The sequence below is a fragment of the Bacillus sp. M13(2017) genome (assembly GCF_002218325.1).
GTDB lineage: Bacteria > Bacillota > Bacilli > Bacillales > Bacillaceae_G > Bacillus_A > Bacillus_A thuringiensis_K.
Genome location: NZ_KZ268502.1, coordinates 225,841 through 242,427, shown reverse-complemented (window position 1 = coordinate 242,427; position 16,587 = coordinate 225,841). Strand labels below are relative to the sequence as shown.

The following is a 16,587-nucleotide window of genomic DNA, read 5'->3' as shown; positions in this document are numbered from 1 at the left end:
TTTCTTCTTATTTTGCCATTAATTTTAATGCTGACTGTAATTGTAGATCATTTTCTCCAGAACGGATTTTTTCGATAATTTTAGTTTGAATCGCTTCAGCTGTCTTTTTATCAAGCTGTCCTGTCGCTTCCATCTCATTTGCATTTTGGAATGCTTTCAGAGCCGATTCTGTCTCTTTACTAAAGTATCCATCTTCACGACCTGGTACATACCCTAAGCTCTTAAGCATTTCTTGAGCATGTTTTACTTGTACATCATTTGAATTGTATGAAAGTGTTTTTTCAATTTGAATTGGTGTCGCATGATAATAATTTGGTTGCTTCACTTCTACTGTTGGCGCGATTCCTTTTTTATGAATCCAGTTCCCATCCGGTGTTAACCATTTAAACATCGTTAATTTAATGTTGCTGCCGTCTTTAAATGGAACAGCTTGCTGGACAGTACCTTTACCAAATGTCTTTTCACCAATTAAATCGTATCCTTCTCCTTCTTTTAGCGCACCCGCTAAAATCTCTGAAGCAGAAGCACTTCCATTATCAATTAATACTGAAATTGGATATGGTTTTCTCTCTTTCAGTTCTGTAGAGAATTTCTTCTTCTCACCATTTCGCTGCTCTACTTGTAGCATCGGCTTTTTATTCGTCATAATTTCTCCTAGTATATCTTCTACACTATTTAAATAACCACCAGGATTACCACGCACGTCAATAACTAAGCCTTTTATATTTTTCTTCTCTAACTCTTTTAACTGATCCTTAAATTCTTTCGCTGTATTTTCAGCAAAAGAAGTGATTTGCATATAACCGATATCTTTTCCACTCTCTTGCTTCACAGAACTAAATACTGTAAAGATTGGAATCTTTTCACGCTTAATTTTAAATACGATCGGATCAGTTACTCCCGCACGTTTAATTTCAATTGCGACAGTCGTTCCCTTTTTACCACGAATTTTTAATACTGCTTCTTCACGTGATAAGTCTTTCACACTGTTTCCATCTACAGATAAAATTTGGTCATTCGGTTTAATTCCTATCTTTTCTGCTGGTGAACCTTTAATTGGCGATACGATAATAAGCTTACCGTCCGTCTTGTTCACCTCAGCCCCAATCCCCTCTAATTCGGGATCAAGCGATTCACTAAACTGTTTGGCTGTTTCTTTATCCATATACGTGGAATAAGGGTCCTTCAGCGTAGACAACATACCTTGTATTGCACCTTCAACTAACTTTTCATCTTTCACGTCTTCCACATAACGTGAATCAATTAGTGCATACGCCTCATTAATTTTTGCCAAATTCCCTTGCGCAGTGCTAGCATTCCCACTCGAAATTGTTTGCGTTACTTCTGATGGGTTAACCCCAAATACAGACATGCCTGCAAACATTCCGCCAGCACCAATTAAAAATGCAACAACCATTCCAATAATTGCAACTCTCCGTTTCAATGCGGAATTCCCCTTTCCAAAACACACAGGTGGTGTAGCAAAAGGCATCACACAGTGTGTGATGCCTTTACCTATTTCTACTATATGATAAGCTTGTACGAATTATGTTTGCAACTTTTTATACTTTTAAGAAGCGACGAATTGACATTACACTTCCCCACATACCGATTAAAGCACCGATTAACACTAGTAAACCAGCTAATTGGAATACGAACGGACTGTATGGTAGAAGCTCGAAAATTGTTCCGCCAAGTTTTTCATTAAACACACCTTGCAACGAATTATACGTAATTAGAATTAGGCCAATTGGAATAATTGATCCTAATACTCCTAAGAATAATCCCTCTAGCAAGAATGGCCAACGAATAAACCAGTTTGTTGCACCAACAAGTTTCATAATTTCAATTTCTGTACTACGAGCATAAATTGTAATTTTAATTGTATTAGAGATTAAGAACATCGCTGTGAATAAAAGACCAGCAATTAACGCAATCCCAATGTTACGACCAGTTTTTACAGTATCAAATAATCGTTCAACTTGCCCTTTTCCGTACTGAACATTACTAACAAACTGCATTTTTTCAACCTTCTTCGCGATTGTCGCTGTATCGGTTGGTTCTTTTGCTTTTACAACGAATACGTTTTTAAGTGGGTTATCTTGTTCAAATAACTCAAACGTTTTTCCACTATCACCTAAGCTTTTAATTAAACGTTTTAACTCTTCTTCTTTAGAAGAATATTTAATAGAATCTACTTTTGCAATCTTACTCATATCTTCTTCTAATTTCTTTTGATCCGCTTCTTTTGCAGCTGGATCAATGTGTACACGAATCTCTACATCTTGCTCTACTTTAGTCGCAAAATGGTTCATATTCATAATCGCTGTTAAAAAGACACCTACAAGTAATAATGTAACTGTTACTGCACTAACAGAAGCAAATGTCATCCATCCGTTACGTGATAGATTCTTTACACCTTCTCGCAAATGTCGACTAAGGGTCTTAGCCTTCATATCCGTATCCTCCCTCAATCTCATCTCGAACAATTTTTCCGCCTTCAATCGCGATTACACGATGACGGATTGTATTTACGATATCTGCATTATGCGTCGCCATAACGATCGTTGTGCCGCGCTCATTAATGCGAGTAAAAATATTCATAATATCAAGAGCTGTTTCAATATCTAAGTTACCTGTTGGCTCATCGGCAATTACAACCTTTGGTCTATTTACAATTGCTCTTGCAATAGCCACACGTTGTTGCTCCCCGCCCGAAAGCTCACTTGGAAGTGCGTCTGCACGATCTTCAAGGCCTACAAGACCTAACACTTCTGTTACACGCTCACGAATTGCATCTGGTTCTTCTTCAATTACTTCTAAAGCAAACGAAACATTCTCATATACCGTTAATTTAGGTAGCAATTTGAAATCTTGGAAAATTACGCCTAATTGGCGACGGAAATACGGAACGTCTCTTTCTGCCAATGTTTCGATAGTAAGTCCATTTACATTAATAGATCCTGTAGATGGTTTCTCTTCACGATACATCATTTTAATAAATGTAGATTTCCCGGCTCCACTCGGTCCAACTACGTATACGAATTCACCTTGTTTAATGTTAACTGTAAGACCAGCAATGGCTTTCATACCATTCGGGTACTCCTTATAAACATTCGTCATTTTTATCATTATTTATCACCCAATACTTAATGATTTTTTTCGAAATACTTTTCTGTACATCTGAAAATAAAAGACATCCTTCATTTTCATTTAGTCATCCTTGTTGAAGGTAGTTTACTTATGCTTTCTCATAAGCAATACCACTCTATGTAATATATTTCAGCAAAATTCTACAAACCCCATTGTAACATCAAACGGTTTCCAATTTGGATACATTTTTGTTACAGTTATGTTACATACCAGAAAAAAGGAAAACGAGCTGACTATATTATCAACTCGCCCATTTCACCTTTTTATTTATGTTCAGCTAACCATTCAGATACTTTTTTGGCATCTTCACCTTGAATAAGTCCTGGTGACATTGAACCACGGCCTTTTTTAATAATCTCTTCGATATCTGCAGCGTCGTACTTACCGCCTACTTTTCTTAAATCAGGTCCAGTTGCCCCTGATAAATCTGTTGCGTGACATCCCGCACAACTTCTTTGGAAAATTTGTTCTGCGCTGTCTGTGCTTGCAGACTGTTTCGAAGACTTACTCTCTTCTTTATTTCCGCATGCTCCTAAAGCAAAAACAACCGATGTCCCTAGCGCAATAGCCAACAATTTCTTTTTCACTTCTATCGCTCCCCATTGTTGATATTCTTTTTATTCCTAACACATTCATTTTCATTATAAGCATTATCTTTATATAGAAAAACTAAGGTGTATTTCATATTCCTCAAAAATACAGTGAGAACCTTGATAAAATAAAGCTTTCATAAGTTGTTTCAATTCTGTGAACAACTTAAAAAACTTCTATAAAGTATCCTTTTTAAAAGGAAAATTAGAAAAGTTCTATATAAATCTTTACCCTATTACCGCTCTATTTTACTATTCTCTACTTTTTACAAAACAATATACAGCATTGTAATCTACATATAATCCCATCAAAAAGAGAAGTTGTCGTTTCCAACTTCTCTTCCTCTTTACTTCATCTATAAAAATAGAATCAAATTCTTTATATCCTCTATTGTCCTCAGCATGCGCCAACAATTTCGTTGGCTTTTTTTCGCTTATTAGATGCGAGAACGTAAGTAAGCATCAATAAATGGATCAATCTCTCCATCCATAACAGCTTGTACGTTACCAACCTCCGTATTTGTACGATGGTCTTTTACAAGAGAATACGGGTGGAATACGTAAGAACGGATTTGGCTACCCCATCCGATTTCTTTTTGCTCTCCGCGAATTTCATCTAATTCTGCTTGTTGCTCTTCTAGTTTCTTTTGATATAATTTCGCTTTTAACATTTTCATCGCATGCTCACGGTTTTTAATTTGAGAACGCTCCGACTGACATGTTACAACCGTATTTGTCGGTGTATGTGTAATACGAACTGCTGAATCTGTCGTATTTACGTGCTGCCCACCAGCTCCACTTGCTCGGTACGTATCAATTTTTAAGTCTTCTGTACGTACTTCGATTTCAACTTCATCATTGAACTCTGGTACAACTTCACAAGATACGAACGATGTATGACGGCGCCCTGAAGAATCGAATGGTGAAATACGTACAAGACGATGTACACCTTTCTCTGCTTTTAAGTAACCGTAAGCGTTATGACCTTTAATTAATAAAGTTACACTCTTAATACCAGCTTCATCACCTGGTAAATAATCAACCGTTTCTACTTTGAATCCGCGTTTTTCAGCCCAGCGTGTGTACATACGTAATAACATAGAACCCCAGTCTTGTGACTCAGTTCCACCTGCACCTGGATGTAATTCTAAAATCGCATTATTTTTATCATAAGGATCACTTAATAGTAACTGAAGCTCATACTCATTCATTTCTTGAATTAAGCCTTTTACTTCTGATTCTAATTCCTCATGTAAATCTTCATCATACTCTTCTTTTAAAAGCTCATGCGTGATTTCTAAATTTTCGAACGTCTCATCTAACTGACGGAACTTTCCAACCATATCTTTTAACGCATTCGCTTCATTAATTACAGCTTGTGCGCCTTGTTGGTCATCCCAAAATCCTGCGCCCATCATTTTCTCTTCTAATTCTGCAATTTGTTTCTCCTTAGTAGGGAGGTCAAAGAGACCCCCTAAAAGCCGCTAATCGCTTAGCCATTTTCTCTAATTCCTGTCTAATTTCTACTAATTCCATTTCCTTCACCTCTATGTAATTGCTGTTACTTTCGTATGAAAACAAGGGAAACTCTCTCCACTTATTACGGAGAGAGTTTAATCCTTCTTAATTATACATTTTTGATATAAAAGTTTGCAAAACAGCCAAAGCTACCGTCCTATATTACTGAACGATACCACAGCAGTTTTTATATTTTTTACCGCTACCACATTTACATAAATCGTTGCGGCCCACTTGGTCACCTTTTACAACTGGCTTTTTCTTTGCTTCTTCGCCATCGCTAGAAGGATGAACAGCTTCACCTTGAACAACTTCTTGACGTTCTAAGTTTTGTTCAATTTCAGCTTTCATAATGTAACGAGAAATTTCCTCTTCAATAGAAGCAACCATTGACTCGAACATCGCGAACCCTTCCATTTGGTACTCACGAAGTGGATCGATTTGACCGTAAGCACGTAAATGAATACCTTCACGAAGGTGATCCATCGCATCAATATGCTCTGTCCATTTCGTATCTACAACGCGGAATACAACAACTTTCTCAAACTCACGCATTTGCTCTTCTGGCATAAGCTTTTCTTTGTCATTGTAACGCTCTATTAATTTCGCCATAATCGGTTCGCTCATTTCCTCAGGAGCAAGGCGACGTAATTCTTCTTCTTTTACATCTCCGTCTTGAAGAAGGTTTGTATTTAAGTAGTCAACAAGACCTTTAATGTTCCAATCTTCTTCAATTTCCTCTTGTGTATGAAGCGCAACAGCACGTTCTACTGTAGATTTCATCATACCTTCAATAATGCCACGTAAGTTTTCCGATTCCATAACCTCTTGACGTTGCTTATAAATAACTTCACGTTGCTGACGAAGTACATCATCGTATTGTAATAACTGCTTACGTGCATCATAGTTATTTCCTTCAACACGTTTTTGTGCAGATTCTACCGCACGAGAAACCATTTTACTTTCAATCGGCTGTGAATCATCCATACCAAGGCGGTCCATCATTGCTTTCATATTATCTGAACCAAATCTGCGCATTAATTCATCTTCCATTGATAAGTAGAACTGCGTCACACCAGGGTCCCCTTGACGACCGGCACGACCACGTAACTGATTATCAATACGACGGCTTTCATGTCGTTCTGTACCGATAACTGCTAGACCGAAGATTTTTACATCATCTCCAAGCTTAATATCTGTACCACGACCAGCCATATTCGTTGCAATCGTTACAGCACCTTTCATACCTGCTTCCGCAATAATATCAGCTTCACGTGCATGGTTTTTCGCATTTAAGATGTTATGACGTACACCTTTACGCGTTAACATTTTTGAAATAAGCTCTGAAGTTTCAATTGCAACTGTACCTACAAGAACAGGTTGCCCTTGTTTATGACGATTTACAATATCCTCAACAACAGCATTGAATTTACCTTCCATTGATTTAAAGATTAAATCGGCACGATCATCACGAATAATCGGTTTGTTTGTCGGAATTACAATAACGTTCATATTGTAAATGTTACGGAATTCCTCTTCCTCTGTTTTCGCTGTACCAGTCATACCAGATAATTTTTCATACATACGGAAGTAGTTCTGGAATGTAATTGTTGCAAGCGTCATGCTTTCATTTTGAATTTCTACACCTTCTTTTGCTTCAATCGCTTGGTGTAATCCTTCGCTATAACGACGACCTTTCATAAGACGACCAGTGAATTGGTCTACAATTACGATTTCGCCTTCTTGTACAACATAATCTGTATCACGATGCATAACAACGTGTGCACGAAGCCCCTGATTAATATGGTGAAGAAGTGCTACATGTTTTAAATCGAATAAGTTTTCAATATGGAAAGCTTTCTCTGCTTTCGTAATACCATCTTCTGTTAGCATTACATTTTTCGTTTTCACATCAAATGAATAATCTTTTTCATTTTCTAACGTACGAACAAATGCATTTGCAAACATGTATAGCTCTGTTGATTTTTGAGCTTGTCCTGAAATAATAAGCGGCGTACGTGCTTCATCGACTAAAATAGAATCGACTTCATCGATAATAGCAAAGTGAAGTGGACGTTGAACGCACTGCTCTTTATATAAAACCATGTTATCACGTAAGTAATCGAATCCAAGCTCATTATTTGTGCTATACGTAATATCAGCAGCATAAGCCTCTTGTTTCTCTTCGCGTGACATACTATTTAAGTTAATTCCTACTGTTAAGCCTAGGAACTCATGAAGTTGTCCCATTTCATTCGCATCACGTTGTGCTAAGTATTCATTGACTGTAACAACGTGAACACCTTTTCCTGTTAAAGCATTTAAATATACAGGTAATGTAGACGTTAACGTTTTACCTTCACCCGTTTTCATCTCAGAAATATTCCCTTCATGTAAGGCAATACCACCCATTAACTGTACGCCATATGGACGCATTCCAAGAACACGAGTTGCCGCTTCGCGAACAACCGCGAAAGCTTCAGGTAGTAGATCATCTACTGTTTCACCTTTTGTTAGACGTTCTTTAAATTCAAGCGTCTTTCCTTTTAATTGTTCATCAGTTAGTGGCTTAATAGATGACTCTAATGCATCAATTTGCTCAACTGTTTTCTGCATACGTTTAATTTGGCGTTGGTTTACATCAAACACCTTTTTTAAAATACCGATCATAGGAAATACGCTCCTCTTTTTATTAAAATAAAACTTCCGATTGTTTTCTTTTTCTCTATTACAATCAGTCGTTATAACAATCAAATGTATGTTATGCCAATTTTTCTCCTAATTAAAAAAACTAAAATGTATATACCTAATGATAATTGTAACACTTGTCTTATAACTATGACAACAATCGGCCGAATGTCTCGTTCTAAATTAAGAAAAGTTTTTTAAAAATCTATTTTCAGCAAAAAAAGCGCAGCCATTTCGGCTGCGCTTTCGAATTATTATTTAGTTTCGATTAAACCGTATTTCCCATCTTTACGGCCATATACAACATTAGTTTCATTTGTATCAGCATTTGTGAAGACGAAGAAATTATGTCCTAGCATATCCATTTGTAGGATTGCCTCTTCAACGTCCATCGGTTTTAAGTCGAATCGTTTTGTACGTACAAGTTCTAATTCATCTTCTTCTACCTCATCCAAAACAGCTACTGCTTCTGGAAGGATAAAGTTCGTTTTCATAGAACCTTTCTCACGTAACTTACGATTTACTTTTGTTTTATGTTTACGAATTTGTCTCTCAATTTTATCAACTACTAAATCGATAGCAGCGTACATATCGCTATTAGTTTCTTCTGCACGAAGTAATAAATCAGTAAATGGTATTGTTACCTCGACACGTTGCTTGTCAGAGTATACTTTTAAATTAACTTTAATCTCTGGGAATGTATCAAAATAACGCTCTAACTTACTTAGTTTTTTCTCTACATATTCCTTTAATGCTGGAGTTACTTCAATATTTTCACCACGAATGTTGAATTTCATAGATGAATTCCTCCTTTCAAGCCTATGTACTATAATTTCGACATTGGCTTAAAAACTCCTTCTAACTTTTTTAAAAAAATTAGTGGAATTGCGATTTTTTTATCGTTTTTTGTTGAAATGAAAAGATGCATCGTTTCTATCTTTATTTTATCCTATTAACATCGTGAATAACGAATATAACTGTGGACAATTCGTTACAGAAAAGAAACAACTTTTTGACAACTTACCCTATAACAAAAACCCCTTGCGAAAAACAAGAGGTTCTACTACATATATATAACGTTGCCACAAACGCAGCTTTCTCTTCCAAAAACAATATCCCCTACAGTTTCACAACATTAGCTGCTTGTGGTCCACGTGCTCCATCTACAATGTCAAACTCTACTTGTTGCCCTTCTTCTAATGACTTAAACCCATCTTGTTGAATAGCAGAAAAATGGACAAATACATCGTCACCATCTTCACGCTCAATAAACCCAAATCCCTTTTCTGCATTGAACCATTTCACTCTTCCTTGCATGTTCATTCCATTCCCTTCACTCTAAAAATCAGGGCATTCGCCCCATATTTTGACTATAACGAATGACAACATATGAAGTCAAAGAAGACTTGTCGCCTTTTTATTATCCCTTTCGACACTGCCATATTAACTTCTACAAAGTGTCAAACTAGATACTTCCGTTGCCCCTCTCTCATATAACAAACTTCCGATTTGCCTAACTGTAATTCCTGTCGTATACACGTCATCAACGAGTAAAATATGTTGTCCAGAAAACATCTCTTCTCCCTGAAAATAAAAAGGATTGCTTCCTGACACCCTTTCTTTACGTGTCTTCTTACTTTGCTTTTCTGTTTCCCTTCTTCTTAATGATGGATAAGAAATTTTGACAGGCAAACAAGTTGCTAATAACTCAGCTTGATTAAAACCACGTTCAACTTCCCTTTCCTTACTAAGCGGAACAGCTATAACGGTTGAAACATTGGCAAAATAATTTTGAAATAAATTTCGAAACGGGCGATAAAAAATGCGAACTAACTCTGCATCCCCCCGAAACTTAAACTGCGCTACTATTTCTTTCATCCCATCATCATACATGTATAACGAACGGTTTTTAAAAGAACGATACTTCTCCTCTTTCATCCACCTTATACAATCTATACAAATACCGTCTTCTTGAAATGAGGTAGAAACAAATTCTAAAGGTCGCCCACATTCCATGCAAATTTCTCCTATAATATAAGAAAGTTTCTGTTCACATCTATCACATATATATTTTCTATGACACTTTACAAAAAAATTGTACCAACTAACCTTTTCTACAAAACACTCATCACAAAGTAAACAATGCATTAATCAATCAATCCTTGTTCTTCCGCATTTTTATTCATACCTTGAATATGTTTTTTCGCGCGTACCATCGCTTCTGTCTTACCATAGTGAAAATAAATAACCTCTCCATACGGTGCTTCAGAGCTCCGCCCTGCTCGACCCGCAATTTGTACGAGTGCACTTTCTGAGAATATTTCTTCTTCCGCCCCTAAAACTGCGACTTGCAAATTTTTCAACGTTACGCCTCGCTCTAAAATTGTCGTTGTAACTAATAATGGGATTTCTCCCTTTCTGAAAGCCGCTATTTTTTCTTTTCTCCCCGGATCTTCTGCATGTACACCTTCAATTCGATTGTTTAATGGTTTTAACAACAAGCTTATTTCTTCTATATATCGCACATGGGGGACAAATAAAAAAATGGGGAATTTTTTATTTAAGTATGTTTGTAACCACTGTAGTAAAACTCGAGGAATTCTTTTATGAATGAGGTTTTTTTTCCAATTCCCGCACCAACAAAATAAAGGAACTGGCAAGGGATGACGGTGATATCGTCCAGAAACAATAACACCTTTTTGTTTACCTTTTCTAAGTTTTCGCTTCCACGTTTCATCTGGAGTCGCAGTTAAATAAATACGCGCCGCTCTTTCTTTCATCGCTTGTTTTACCGCGTACTGTAACATTTGATCTACACAATATGGAAAAGCATCTATTTCATCTACAACCATGACATGAAATGCCCTATAATAACGTAATAACTGATGCGTAGTCGCAACCACTAGTACTGCATCTTTTTCTTTATCCACACTCCCTCCATATAAAGCCGCTACCTTTATATATGGAAATACTTCTTGCAATCTCGGTGCTAATTCTAGAACAACATCCGTTCTCGGCGTTGCGATACAAACTCTTTCCCCTTTTTGAAGCGCTTCGTTAATTCCGTAAAACAACATCTCTGTTTTTCCAGCACCGCAAGTAGCTAGTCTTGAATACCGAAAAAATTCGAGACAAAACAAAAGAGCACAGCCTGTATATAAAGTGCGACCAACACTCTATATACCGTCCACCTGATTACGCCAGGTAAACACTTGCTATACTCTCATGAATTATTTTACATCATGTAGGGTTTATTCAGCAACGTTTACCAAATTGGTGACGTTGCTTTTTTGTTTCCACAAAGGAGACATATAATATGGAAAGAAAACGTATCGATGTTATCGCAACTAAAGAATCCTTCCACAATCTTTCTACATTTAAGGAAGTAGAAGAACTAAATAAAACTATACGTGCATACAGAGACACTATCCGTATGTCTATTAAACGTACTGACGTAAAATCTAAACTTATTACGTTACTTGAAATTTTAAAGCGCCACAGTTGTAAATATGTAGGTGTTAGTTTTCTATGCAAAAATAGAATTGCTGAAAAGATGGAAGTTTCATATAAGACTGTACAACGTTTAATTAAGAAACTTGTGGATCTAGGGATGGTTAAACAAGTAGCAATGAAACGCACAAAAGATATGCTTCAAACTTCTAATGCCGTTATCATTCAACCAATTGTGGAAGAAGTGTCCAACAAGGTAGATACAAAAAGTCCTATAAAGTGTCCTACCATTAAAACAACCCCTGTTTCCTTAAAACAAAATATAAAAGATATAAACAAACGTAATAGTAATGAGAATAGCAATACACCAGAAGAGAATATTGAACAAGCTGATTTTGTTGCTCATTGGGTACCAAAACGTTTTGTTTCTTTAGTTAGCTCTTTTTATCATGAATCAAAAACAATTCAAGAACTGTGGAAGGTCGTAAGACAGTGCAATAAAACTATTAACTTCTCTACAGGTGATAAAGCATTTACTAAAGACCAGGAACTTACTATTGGCTTAAAAGCTATTAAAGAGTTTGTTATGAAAATTAAATCCGGAGTAAAAATGAAGAAAGGTAAATTCGCTTATTTCAACGGGATTGTAAATAACTTAATGGACAAGTTCTACTTTGACAAAAAGTTTATGGGATTGTAACAAGGTTCTATCTGCATAAATAAACAGAAGTTCCCCAATACCAGGTTAACTTCTGCTTATTTCCCCCTTTTTTATTTTTCGGGGTTATGTTACTGTAATGATGTCAATATTAATTATAAAGTGATGGCAGTCACTTTGTGGAGCGTTGGTGCCTTTCTGAACGTGTTTTGGGCTCAGGCTTATCAGCGGCTCCATCTTTCTTTTGAGACTTGTACAATTTTGCAATTAAAACAATATTAATCGCAAACATTAACAACCCAAATACAGTTCCAATATTTCCTGCTACAAAGTTATTAAATGATGTTGTGTATGCTGCAAATTCTTTTGGAGTGAACCACATTGCATAACTGTGAAGTGGTGCCGCTTTAACTAGTACTACATAAATGAATAGAATAACTTCCGAGAAGTGTTTTACTACGAATTTCAAAATGTTCTTCATGTTGTATTCCTCCTAATGATAAATTTTTTATGTTCAGGCTGCTTACTTTTTAACTACAATCAATAGCACCAACTCCTTTAAAAGCATCAAATATCTTACATTCAAATCTAAACCTTTTTAACTACTAGACTATAAAACAATTATCGGCAACACTCCTTTCACATAACCGACTAATAGATGTAGCATTTGAATAAATCAATTGCACACGCATTTTAAATTTTTTCATATATCTACTATATCGAATAAATTCATACTCTTGTTTCACCAATATTCCCTTATATTTTCTATTTTCGACAAATAAGAAGAATTTGATTACACCATTTCAATTTTTGGGACATCTTTTTCTCTACTTCTCTTTTATATCCTATTTCAATATAAAAAATTAGTAACATTTTGCTCTACCATGTCGGACCCCGTTAAGAATCTCAAAAATTTTTACCTCTTTGTAATATGTACGCATTACTTTCCTTATCAGCCATTTATTTTCAGCTATATTGTGTAATCACCATTGTGACGAGATTTATGATAAATAACACATTCGTTTTTATGGATTGCATAAGTTTTTAGTAAAAATAAACAGATTAATATGGCTTACTTCTTTTATTTTCGACAAATTCATTGATTCTGATACTTAAATTACTACACTTATATACATTTCATATTTTGAAATAAGTGTGCGTAGAAACAAAAACAATTGTATGTACCAATGCTTTTCGATTAAATATGAAATTTGAAGTTGATGATTTTGTTGATGTGAAATAATACCAATATCTCTAATATCTGATATACTGATACAGTTATTAATATCAATTAGGAGGAACGACCTTTGAAAAAATTAATTATTGCAGGACTTTCAATAGGACTTTTAGCTGGATGTGGTTCTACTGATAGCAAGAGTGAAGTTAAAGAACAAACAACACAAAGCGAAAAACCTGAAACTAGTACTAAAAAAACTAGTAAGCATCCTTTCCCTAAAGATGCTAAACCAGTTGGAGAAGGAAAAATAACAGTTGATACTCCAGCCGGAAACTCCGAAAATGGAAATGTACCTGTCTTATTCTCGGATAAAAACACAATCATGGATCAAATCGGTTTAGATTATGCTAATTTCCAAGGTGACAAACAAACATTTGTTTACGTTGATAAAATCTTTGATAGAACTACTCAAGTCGGTGAATTAACACAATCAACTTTCACATTAGCAGAAGATACATTAAAACCAGGTGTACATACAGTTACTGCTGTTCAATTTGAGAATGATGACCCAAAAGGTAAAGTACTGAATTTTGTTGAAGCTAAATATGAAGTTAAAGAAAAGAAATAATAAATACTTGATACATTATTTAGTTCAGGGGGCATCTTCATGAAAGTTGTACGCTCTATATTTAAAGGATTTCGTTTAATAGGTTTAATTGTAAGACCTATACTCAAAGCATTATCTAAAAGTAAGTTCTAGCTACATAACAACAAAAAAGCCGACTCATAAAAGAGTTGGCTTTCAAATTATTCATATGGTCGATATTTTTCTCTTAATTGCCCTAATTCTTCAGCCAGTTTTTCTACATCTTCACGAAAATACAACGAAACCCTATCAACTACTTTAATAGGAACAATTCGTCCTTGTTTTACAAGTACATGTAATCTTTGGGTTGTGACACCTAATAAATTTACAGTTTCATTTGCTGTTAAAACTACTTGGTTAACTAACTTTTCTATTTCTTCACGACTTATTTTATAGTCCATACTCATTTTTCGTCCCTGCCTTTTTTCCATAAAGAAATTAAATTAATAACAAGCGCTATAGCTAAAATTATTGTGGAAGCAATTCCTAAGTAGTCACTTACTTCAGGCTTCTTATAGTTTGTTACTGTAACCACTAATATTAAAAATAATACTAATACCAAAGTGTTTCGGTCTAACTTCATTTTTACATGGATTGGATTTTGTGTAATTTTGTAATTATGTTATAATATTTTTAAGGTTGGGGGAATTTCTTCCCCCGTTGTGTTATTTGCGTCTAGTCTTGCGGGCTAGGCGTTTTTCTATTTCTTCTTCCTTTTTCTTCTCCTTTCTGTCTTTTATGTCGTTTAGAGCTTTCTTTGCGTTTATGATTCCTACCACCATCGCTACTATGTAAGCTAGATTTCTAAGAACCTTTTCTGTTAAGTCCCAATCCATGTTTCTCACCTCCCTTACATATATAATTATACCATACCTATTTATTCAAATCAATAGGTAATAGTTAAATAATTGCTATAAAATAAAAAAAGCCGTCATTATGACGGCTCTTACTTTACTCTTCAAACTTCACATATTCACCTGAAACCCATTGGTCTCCACCCACATTATACCAACCATCTCTATATCCCCACGACTGATATTGTTCTCCTTGGTACACATTTTTTACAATGTCATAATTAGTTCCTGGACCTTTACGAACACGCAATACATCTGCTGTAATAGTAACTATTCCTACACCATTATTGACTGATTGCGAACTTGTCGGTGTGCTTTCTCCTCTATAACGAATGTATGATGAATCATTATAAATCCACTGATTGCCACCAAGGTTTAACCATCCATTTGATTGTCCCCATACTTCGTAGGACTCACCTTTACCTAATTGACGAATAACCCCGTATCCAGTACCTGGACCTTTACGAAGATTGATGCCATTCCCCTCAATATACGCAATACCTGTCCCGTTAGTTGACGGTGGAATAAGTGTAGGAGTTACTTTACCATCTCCATTGTATGCATTTTGAACTCTTTCAATAAAATTATTCCAACGTCCTTCTGCCAACATACGATGAGGACAGTACTTCCCACTCCATGATTGATGTGTACGGACTTTATTAATTGGAATATTGTACTGTTTCATTAGTTGAGCTACAACGATAGCTGCATTGTCTTCCGCTTTATAGTATCTATCTCCACCGCTTAAAGAATAGCAAATTTCAACTCCGATAGATTTACGATTACCGTTCCCGTTTCCGTCGCCAGTATGCCAGGCGTTACGCTCTAAAGGGATTCCTTGTACTGCTTCTTTATCATCTACTGCAATATGAAATGAAACCTGATTATCATTACGAATCATATAAGCTACTTCGTTTTCTGCTGTAGCATCGTTGTAAGTATTGTGGACTGTAATGAATTCCGGATTCATTGTATAAGGACACTTTATACAATATTTACTTGGGTCAACTAATTTTTTTCTAATTTCCATTATAGAACATCTCCCTTTTTCTCTTCTTGTTTTTGTTTACCACCTAAAATTTCAACTGCATTTGTTAAAGCTTGTGGTAACGGAATGCCCATTCGACCAGCATTTTCTAAAAGTGAAAGTAATTCATTACCCATGAAGAAGAAAATAGTCGCTTCACGAATTGCACTGTTACTTCCAAGCGCTGAATCTAGTTGTGCAGCCGCTCCGACCAAAAGAAAAAGCACCACCTTTTTGGCGATGCCTTTGAAACCAACTTTACTTTTTAATTCTCCGTTATACCCTGCTGCAATCATGCCAGTTAAATAATCAATAACTGCCATCGTCACTAAGATTTTCAATGTTGCATCCCATCCTCCCAAGAAATACCCACAGAAGCCACCGAAAGTGGCAATAAAGATTTTTAATAACACATCAATACGATCCATCTTTTCCTCTCCTTTTTTAGATAATAAAAAAAAGACCAGCTTATGGCTGCTCCGGTTTCCTATTTATTAATTTTTTTTAGTCATAATCCTTTCAGTTGCGATTTGCTACTGTTCTATTCAGAAGGTACATTCTGTTTTTCCTGTGAAGCTTGTGTAATTCTGTCTAAGCAATCTTTGCAAATTTCCTGATTACCGATTCTTGTTGTATTTGTATTCACACCACAAATATCACAAAACCTTTCTGCAGTTCTAACGAACAGATTAGAAGTATCAGAGAATAATTCCACTTTTGTATTTGGTTTAATACCTGCTGTTTGCAACATATCCAATGGAATTTTGATTGTCCCATCTTCACCAACTGTTCCTAAAATACCTAAAAATTGACTCATTTCATTTTC

General features: G+C 35.7%; 17 protein-coding genes and 1 pseudogene. 2 read left to right on the top strand and 16 right to left on the bottom strand.

Annotated features, from left to right (window positions below):
* Nucleotides 1–7: 7 nt before the first annotated feature.
* The 10 genes and pseudogenes from CGQ22_RS10360 to comFA all read right to left on the bottom strand — a co-directional run.
* Nucleotides 8–1,444, bottom strand: coding sequence for a S41 family peptidase (locus CGQ22_RS10360; protein WP_000830313.1), 1,437 nt, complete (start codon nt 1,442–1,444; stop codon nt 8–10).
* A gap of 118 nt (nt 1,445–1,562) precedes the next feature.
* Nucleotides 1,563–2,456, bottom strand: coding sequence for a permease-like cell division protein FtsX (ftsX, locus tag CGQ22_RS10355; protein ID WP_000645027.1), 894 nt, complete (start codon nt 2,454–2,456; stop codon nt 1,563–1,565).
* The gene (ftsE, locus tag CGQ22_RS10350; RefSeq protein ID WP_000594321.1) at nt 2,446–3,132 is read right to left on the bottom strand and encodes a cell division ATP-binding protein FtsE; all 687 of its coding nucleotides are present in this window, start codon (nt 3,130–3,132) and stop codon (nt 2,446–2,448) included. The genes ftsX and ftsE overlap by 11 nt, the downstream gene beginning before the upstream one ends.
* A 284-nt stretch (nt 3,133–3,416) precedes the next feature.
* Nucleotides 3,417–3,740, bottom strand: a complete 324-nt coding sequence (cccB, locus tag CGQ22_RS10340; protein ID WP_000727971.1) for a cytochrome c551 — start codon at nt 3,738–3,740, stop codon at nt 3,417–3,419.
* 440 nt (nt 3,741–4,180) lie between these two features.
* Nucleotides 4,181–5,279 (bottom strand): peptide chain release factor 2 gene (prfB, locus tag CGQ22_RS10330; protein ID WP_096001716.1). Its coding sequence is split into 2 segments (ribosomal slippage): nt 4,181–5,206 and nt 5,208–5,279, totalling 1,098 coding nucleotides; the frame shifts between segments, so codons are not numbered across the junction.
* A gap of 144 nt (nt 5,280–5,423) precedes the next feature.
* Complete coding sequence (secA, locus tag CGQ22_RS10320) at nt 5,424–7,931, bottom strand: preprotein translocase subunit SecA (RefSeq protein WP_000579370.1); 2,508 nt, start codon at nt 7,929–7,931, stop codon at nt 5,424–5,426.
* Between the two features lie 272 nt (nt 7,932–8,203).
* Entirely contained in the window at nt 8,204–8,746 is a 543-nt protein-coding gene (hpf, locus tag CGQ22_RS10315) for a ribosome hibernation-promoting factor, HPF/YfiA family (protein ID WP_000671186.1), read from the bottom strand.
* A 322-nt stretch (nt 8,747–9,068) separates the two neighbouring features.
* Complete coding sequence (gene cspC / locus CGQ22_RS10310) at nt 9,069–9,266, bottom strand: cold shock protein CspC (RefSeq protein WP_003303412.1); 198 nt, start codon at nt 9,264–9,266, stop codon at nt 9,069–9,071.
* A gap of 126 nt (nt 9,267–9,392) precedes the next feature.
* Nucleotides 9,393–10,097 carry a ComF family protein gene (locus CGQ22_RS10305; RefSeq protein WP_089148673.1) on the bottom strand — a complete coding sequence of 235 codons (705 nt, stop codon included), beginning with the start codon at nt 10,095–10,097 and terminating at the stop codon, nt 9,393–9,395.
* Nucleotides 10,097–11,053 (bottom strand): annotated as a pseudogene (comFA, locus tag CGQ22_RS10300) (ATP-dependent helicase ComFA); the annotation flags it as partial. The gene CGQ22_RS10305 and the pseudogene comFA, both read right to left, overlap by 1 nt.
* A gap of 212 nt (nt 11,054–11,265) precedes the next feature.
* On the opposite strand from comFA, the gene CGQ22_RS10295 reads away from it, so the two are divergent.
* Complete coding sequence (locus CGQ22_RS10295) at nt 11,266–12,099, top strand: helix-turn-helix domain-containing protein (protein WP_089148671.1); 834 nt, start codon at nt 11,266–11,268, stop codon at nt 12,097–12,099.
* 130 nt (nt 12,100–12,229) lie between these two features.
* Here CGQ22_RS10295 and CGQ22_RS10290 read toward each other — a convergent pair whose 3' ends face one another.
* Nucleotides 12,230–12,538: a hypothetical protein gene (locus CGQ22_RS10290; RefSeq protein ID WP_089148670.1), complete on the bottom strand. Its 309-nt coding sequence runs from the start codon at nt 12,536–12,538 to the stop codon at nt 12,230–12,232.
* Between the two features lie 826 nt (nt 12,539–13,364).
* Here CGQ22_RS10290 and CGQ22_RS10285 point away from each other — a divergent pair.
* Nucleotides 13,365–13,862: a hypothetical protein gene (locus CGQ22_RS10285; protein ID WP_089148669.1), complete on the top strand. Its 498-nt coding sequence runs from the start codon at nt 13,365–13,367 to the stop codon at nt 13,860–13,862.
* Nucleotides 13,863–14,041: 179 nt separating this feature from the next.
* Here the strand turns inward: CGQ22_RS10285 and CGQ22_RS10280 are convergent, their stop codons facing one another.
* The 5 genes from CGQ22_RS10280 to CGQ22_RS10260 form a co-directional block, all read right to left on the bottom strand.
* The gene (locus CGQ22_RS10280; protein WP_033690498.1) at nt 14,042–14,281 is read right to left on the bottom strand and encodes a MerR family transcriptional regulator; all 240 of its coding nucleotides are present in this window, start codon (nt 14,279–14,281) and stop codon (nt 14,042–14,044) included.
* Between the two features lie 264 nt (nt 14,282–14,545).
* A complete protein-coding gene (locus CGQ22_RS31935; RefSeq protein ID WP_000383710.1) occupies nt 14,546–14,716 on the bottom strand; it encodes a hypothetical protein in 171 nt (56 codons plus the stop codon).
* Nucleotides 14,717–14,831: 115 nt separating this feature from the next.
* The gene (locus tag CGQ22_RS10270; protein WP_089148668.1) at nt 14,832–15,764 is read right to left on the bottom strand and encodes an N-acetylmuramoyl-L-alanine amidase; all 933 of its coding nucleotides are present in this window, start codon (nt 15,762–15,764) and stop codon (nt 14,832–14,834) included.
* The gene (locus CGQ22_RS10265; RefSeq protein WP_000373879.1) at nt 15,764–16,189 is read right to left on the bottom strand and encodes a phage holin family protein; all 426 of its coding nucleotides are present in this window, start codon (nt 16,187–16,189) and stop codon (nt 15,764–15,766) included. The genes CGQ22_RS10270 and CGQ22_RS10265 overlap by 1 nt, the downstream gene beginning before the upstream one ends.
* Nucleotides 16,190–16,302: 113 nt before the next feature.
* Nucleotides 16,303–16,578, bottom strand: coding sequence for an AbrB/MazE/SpoVT family DNA-binding domain-containing protein (locus CGQ22_RS10260; RefSeq protein ID WP_089148727.1), 276 nt, complete (start codon nt 16,576–16,578; stop codon nt 16,303–16,305).
* Nucleotides 16,579–16,587 lie beyond the last annotated feature (9 nt).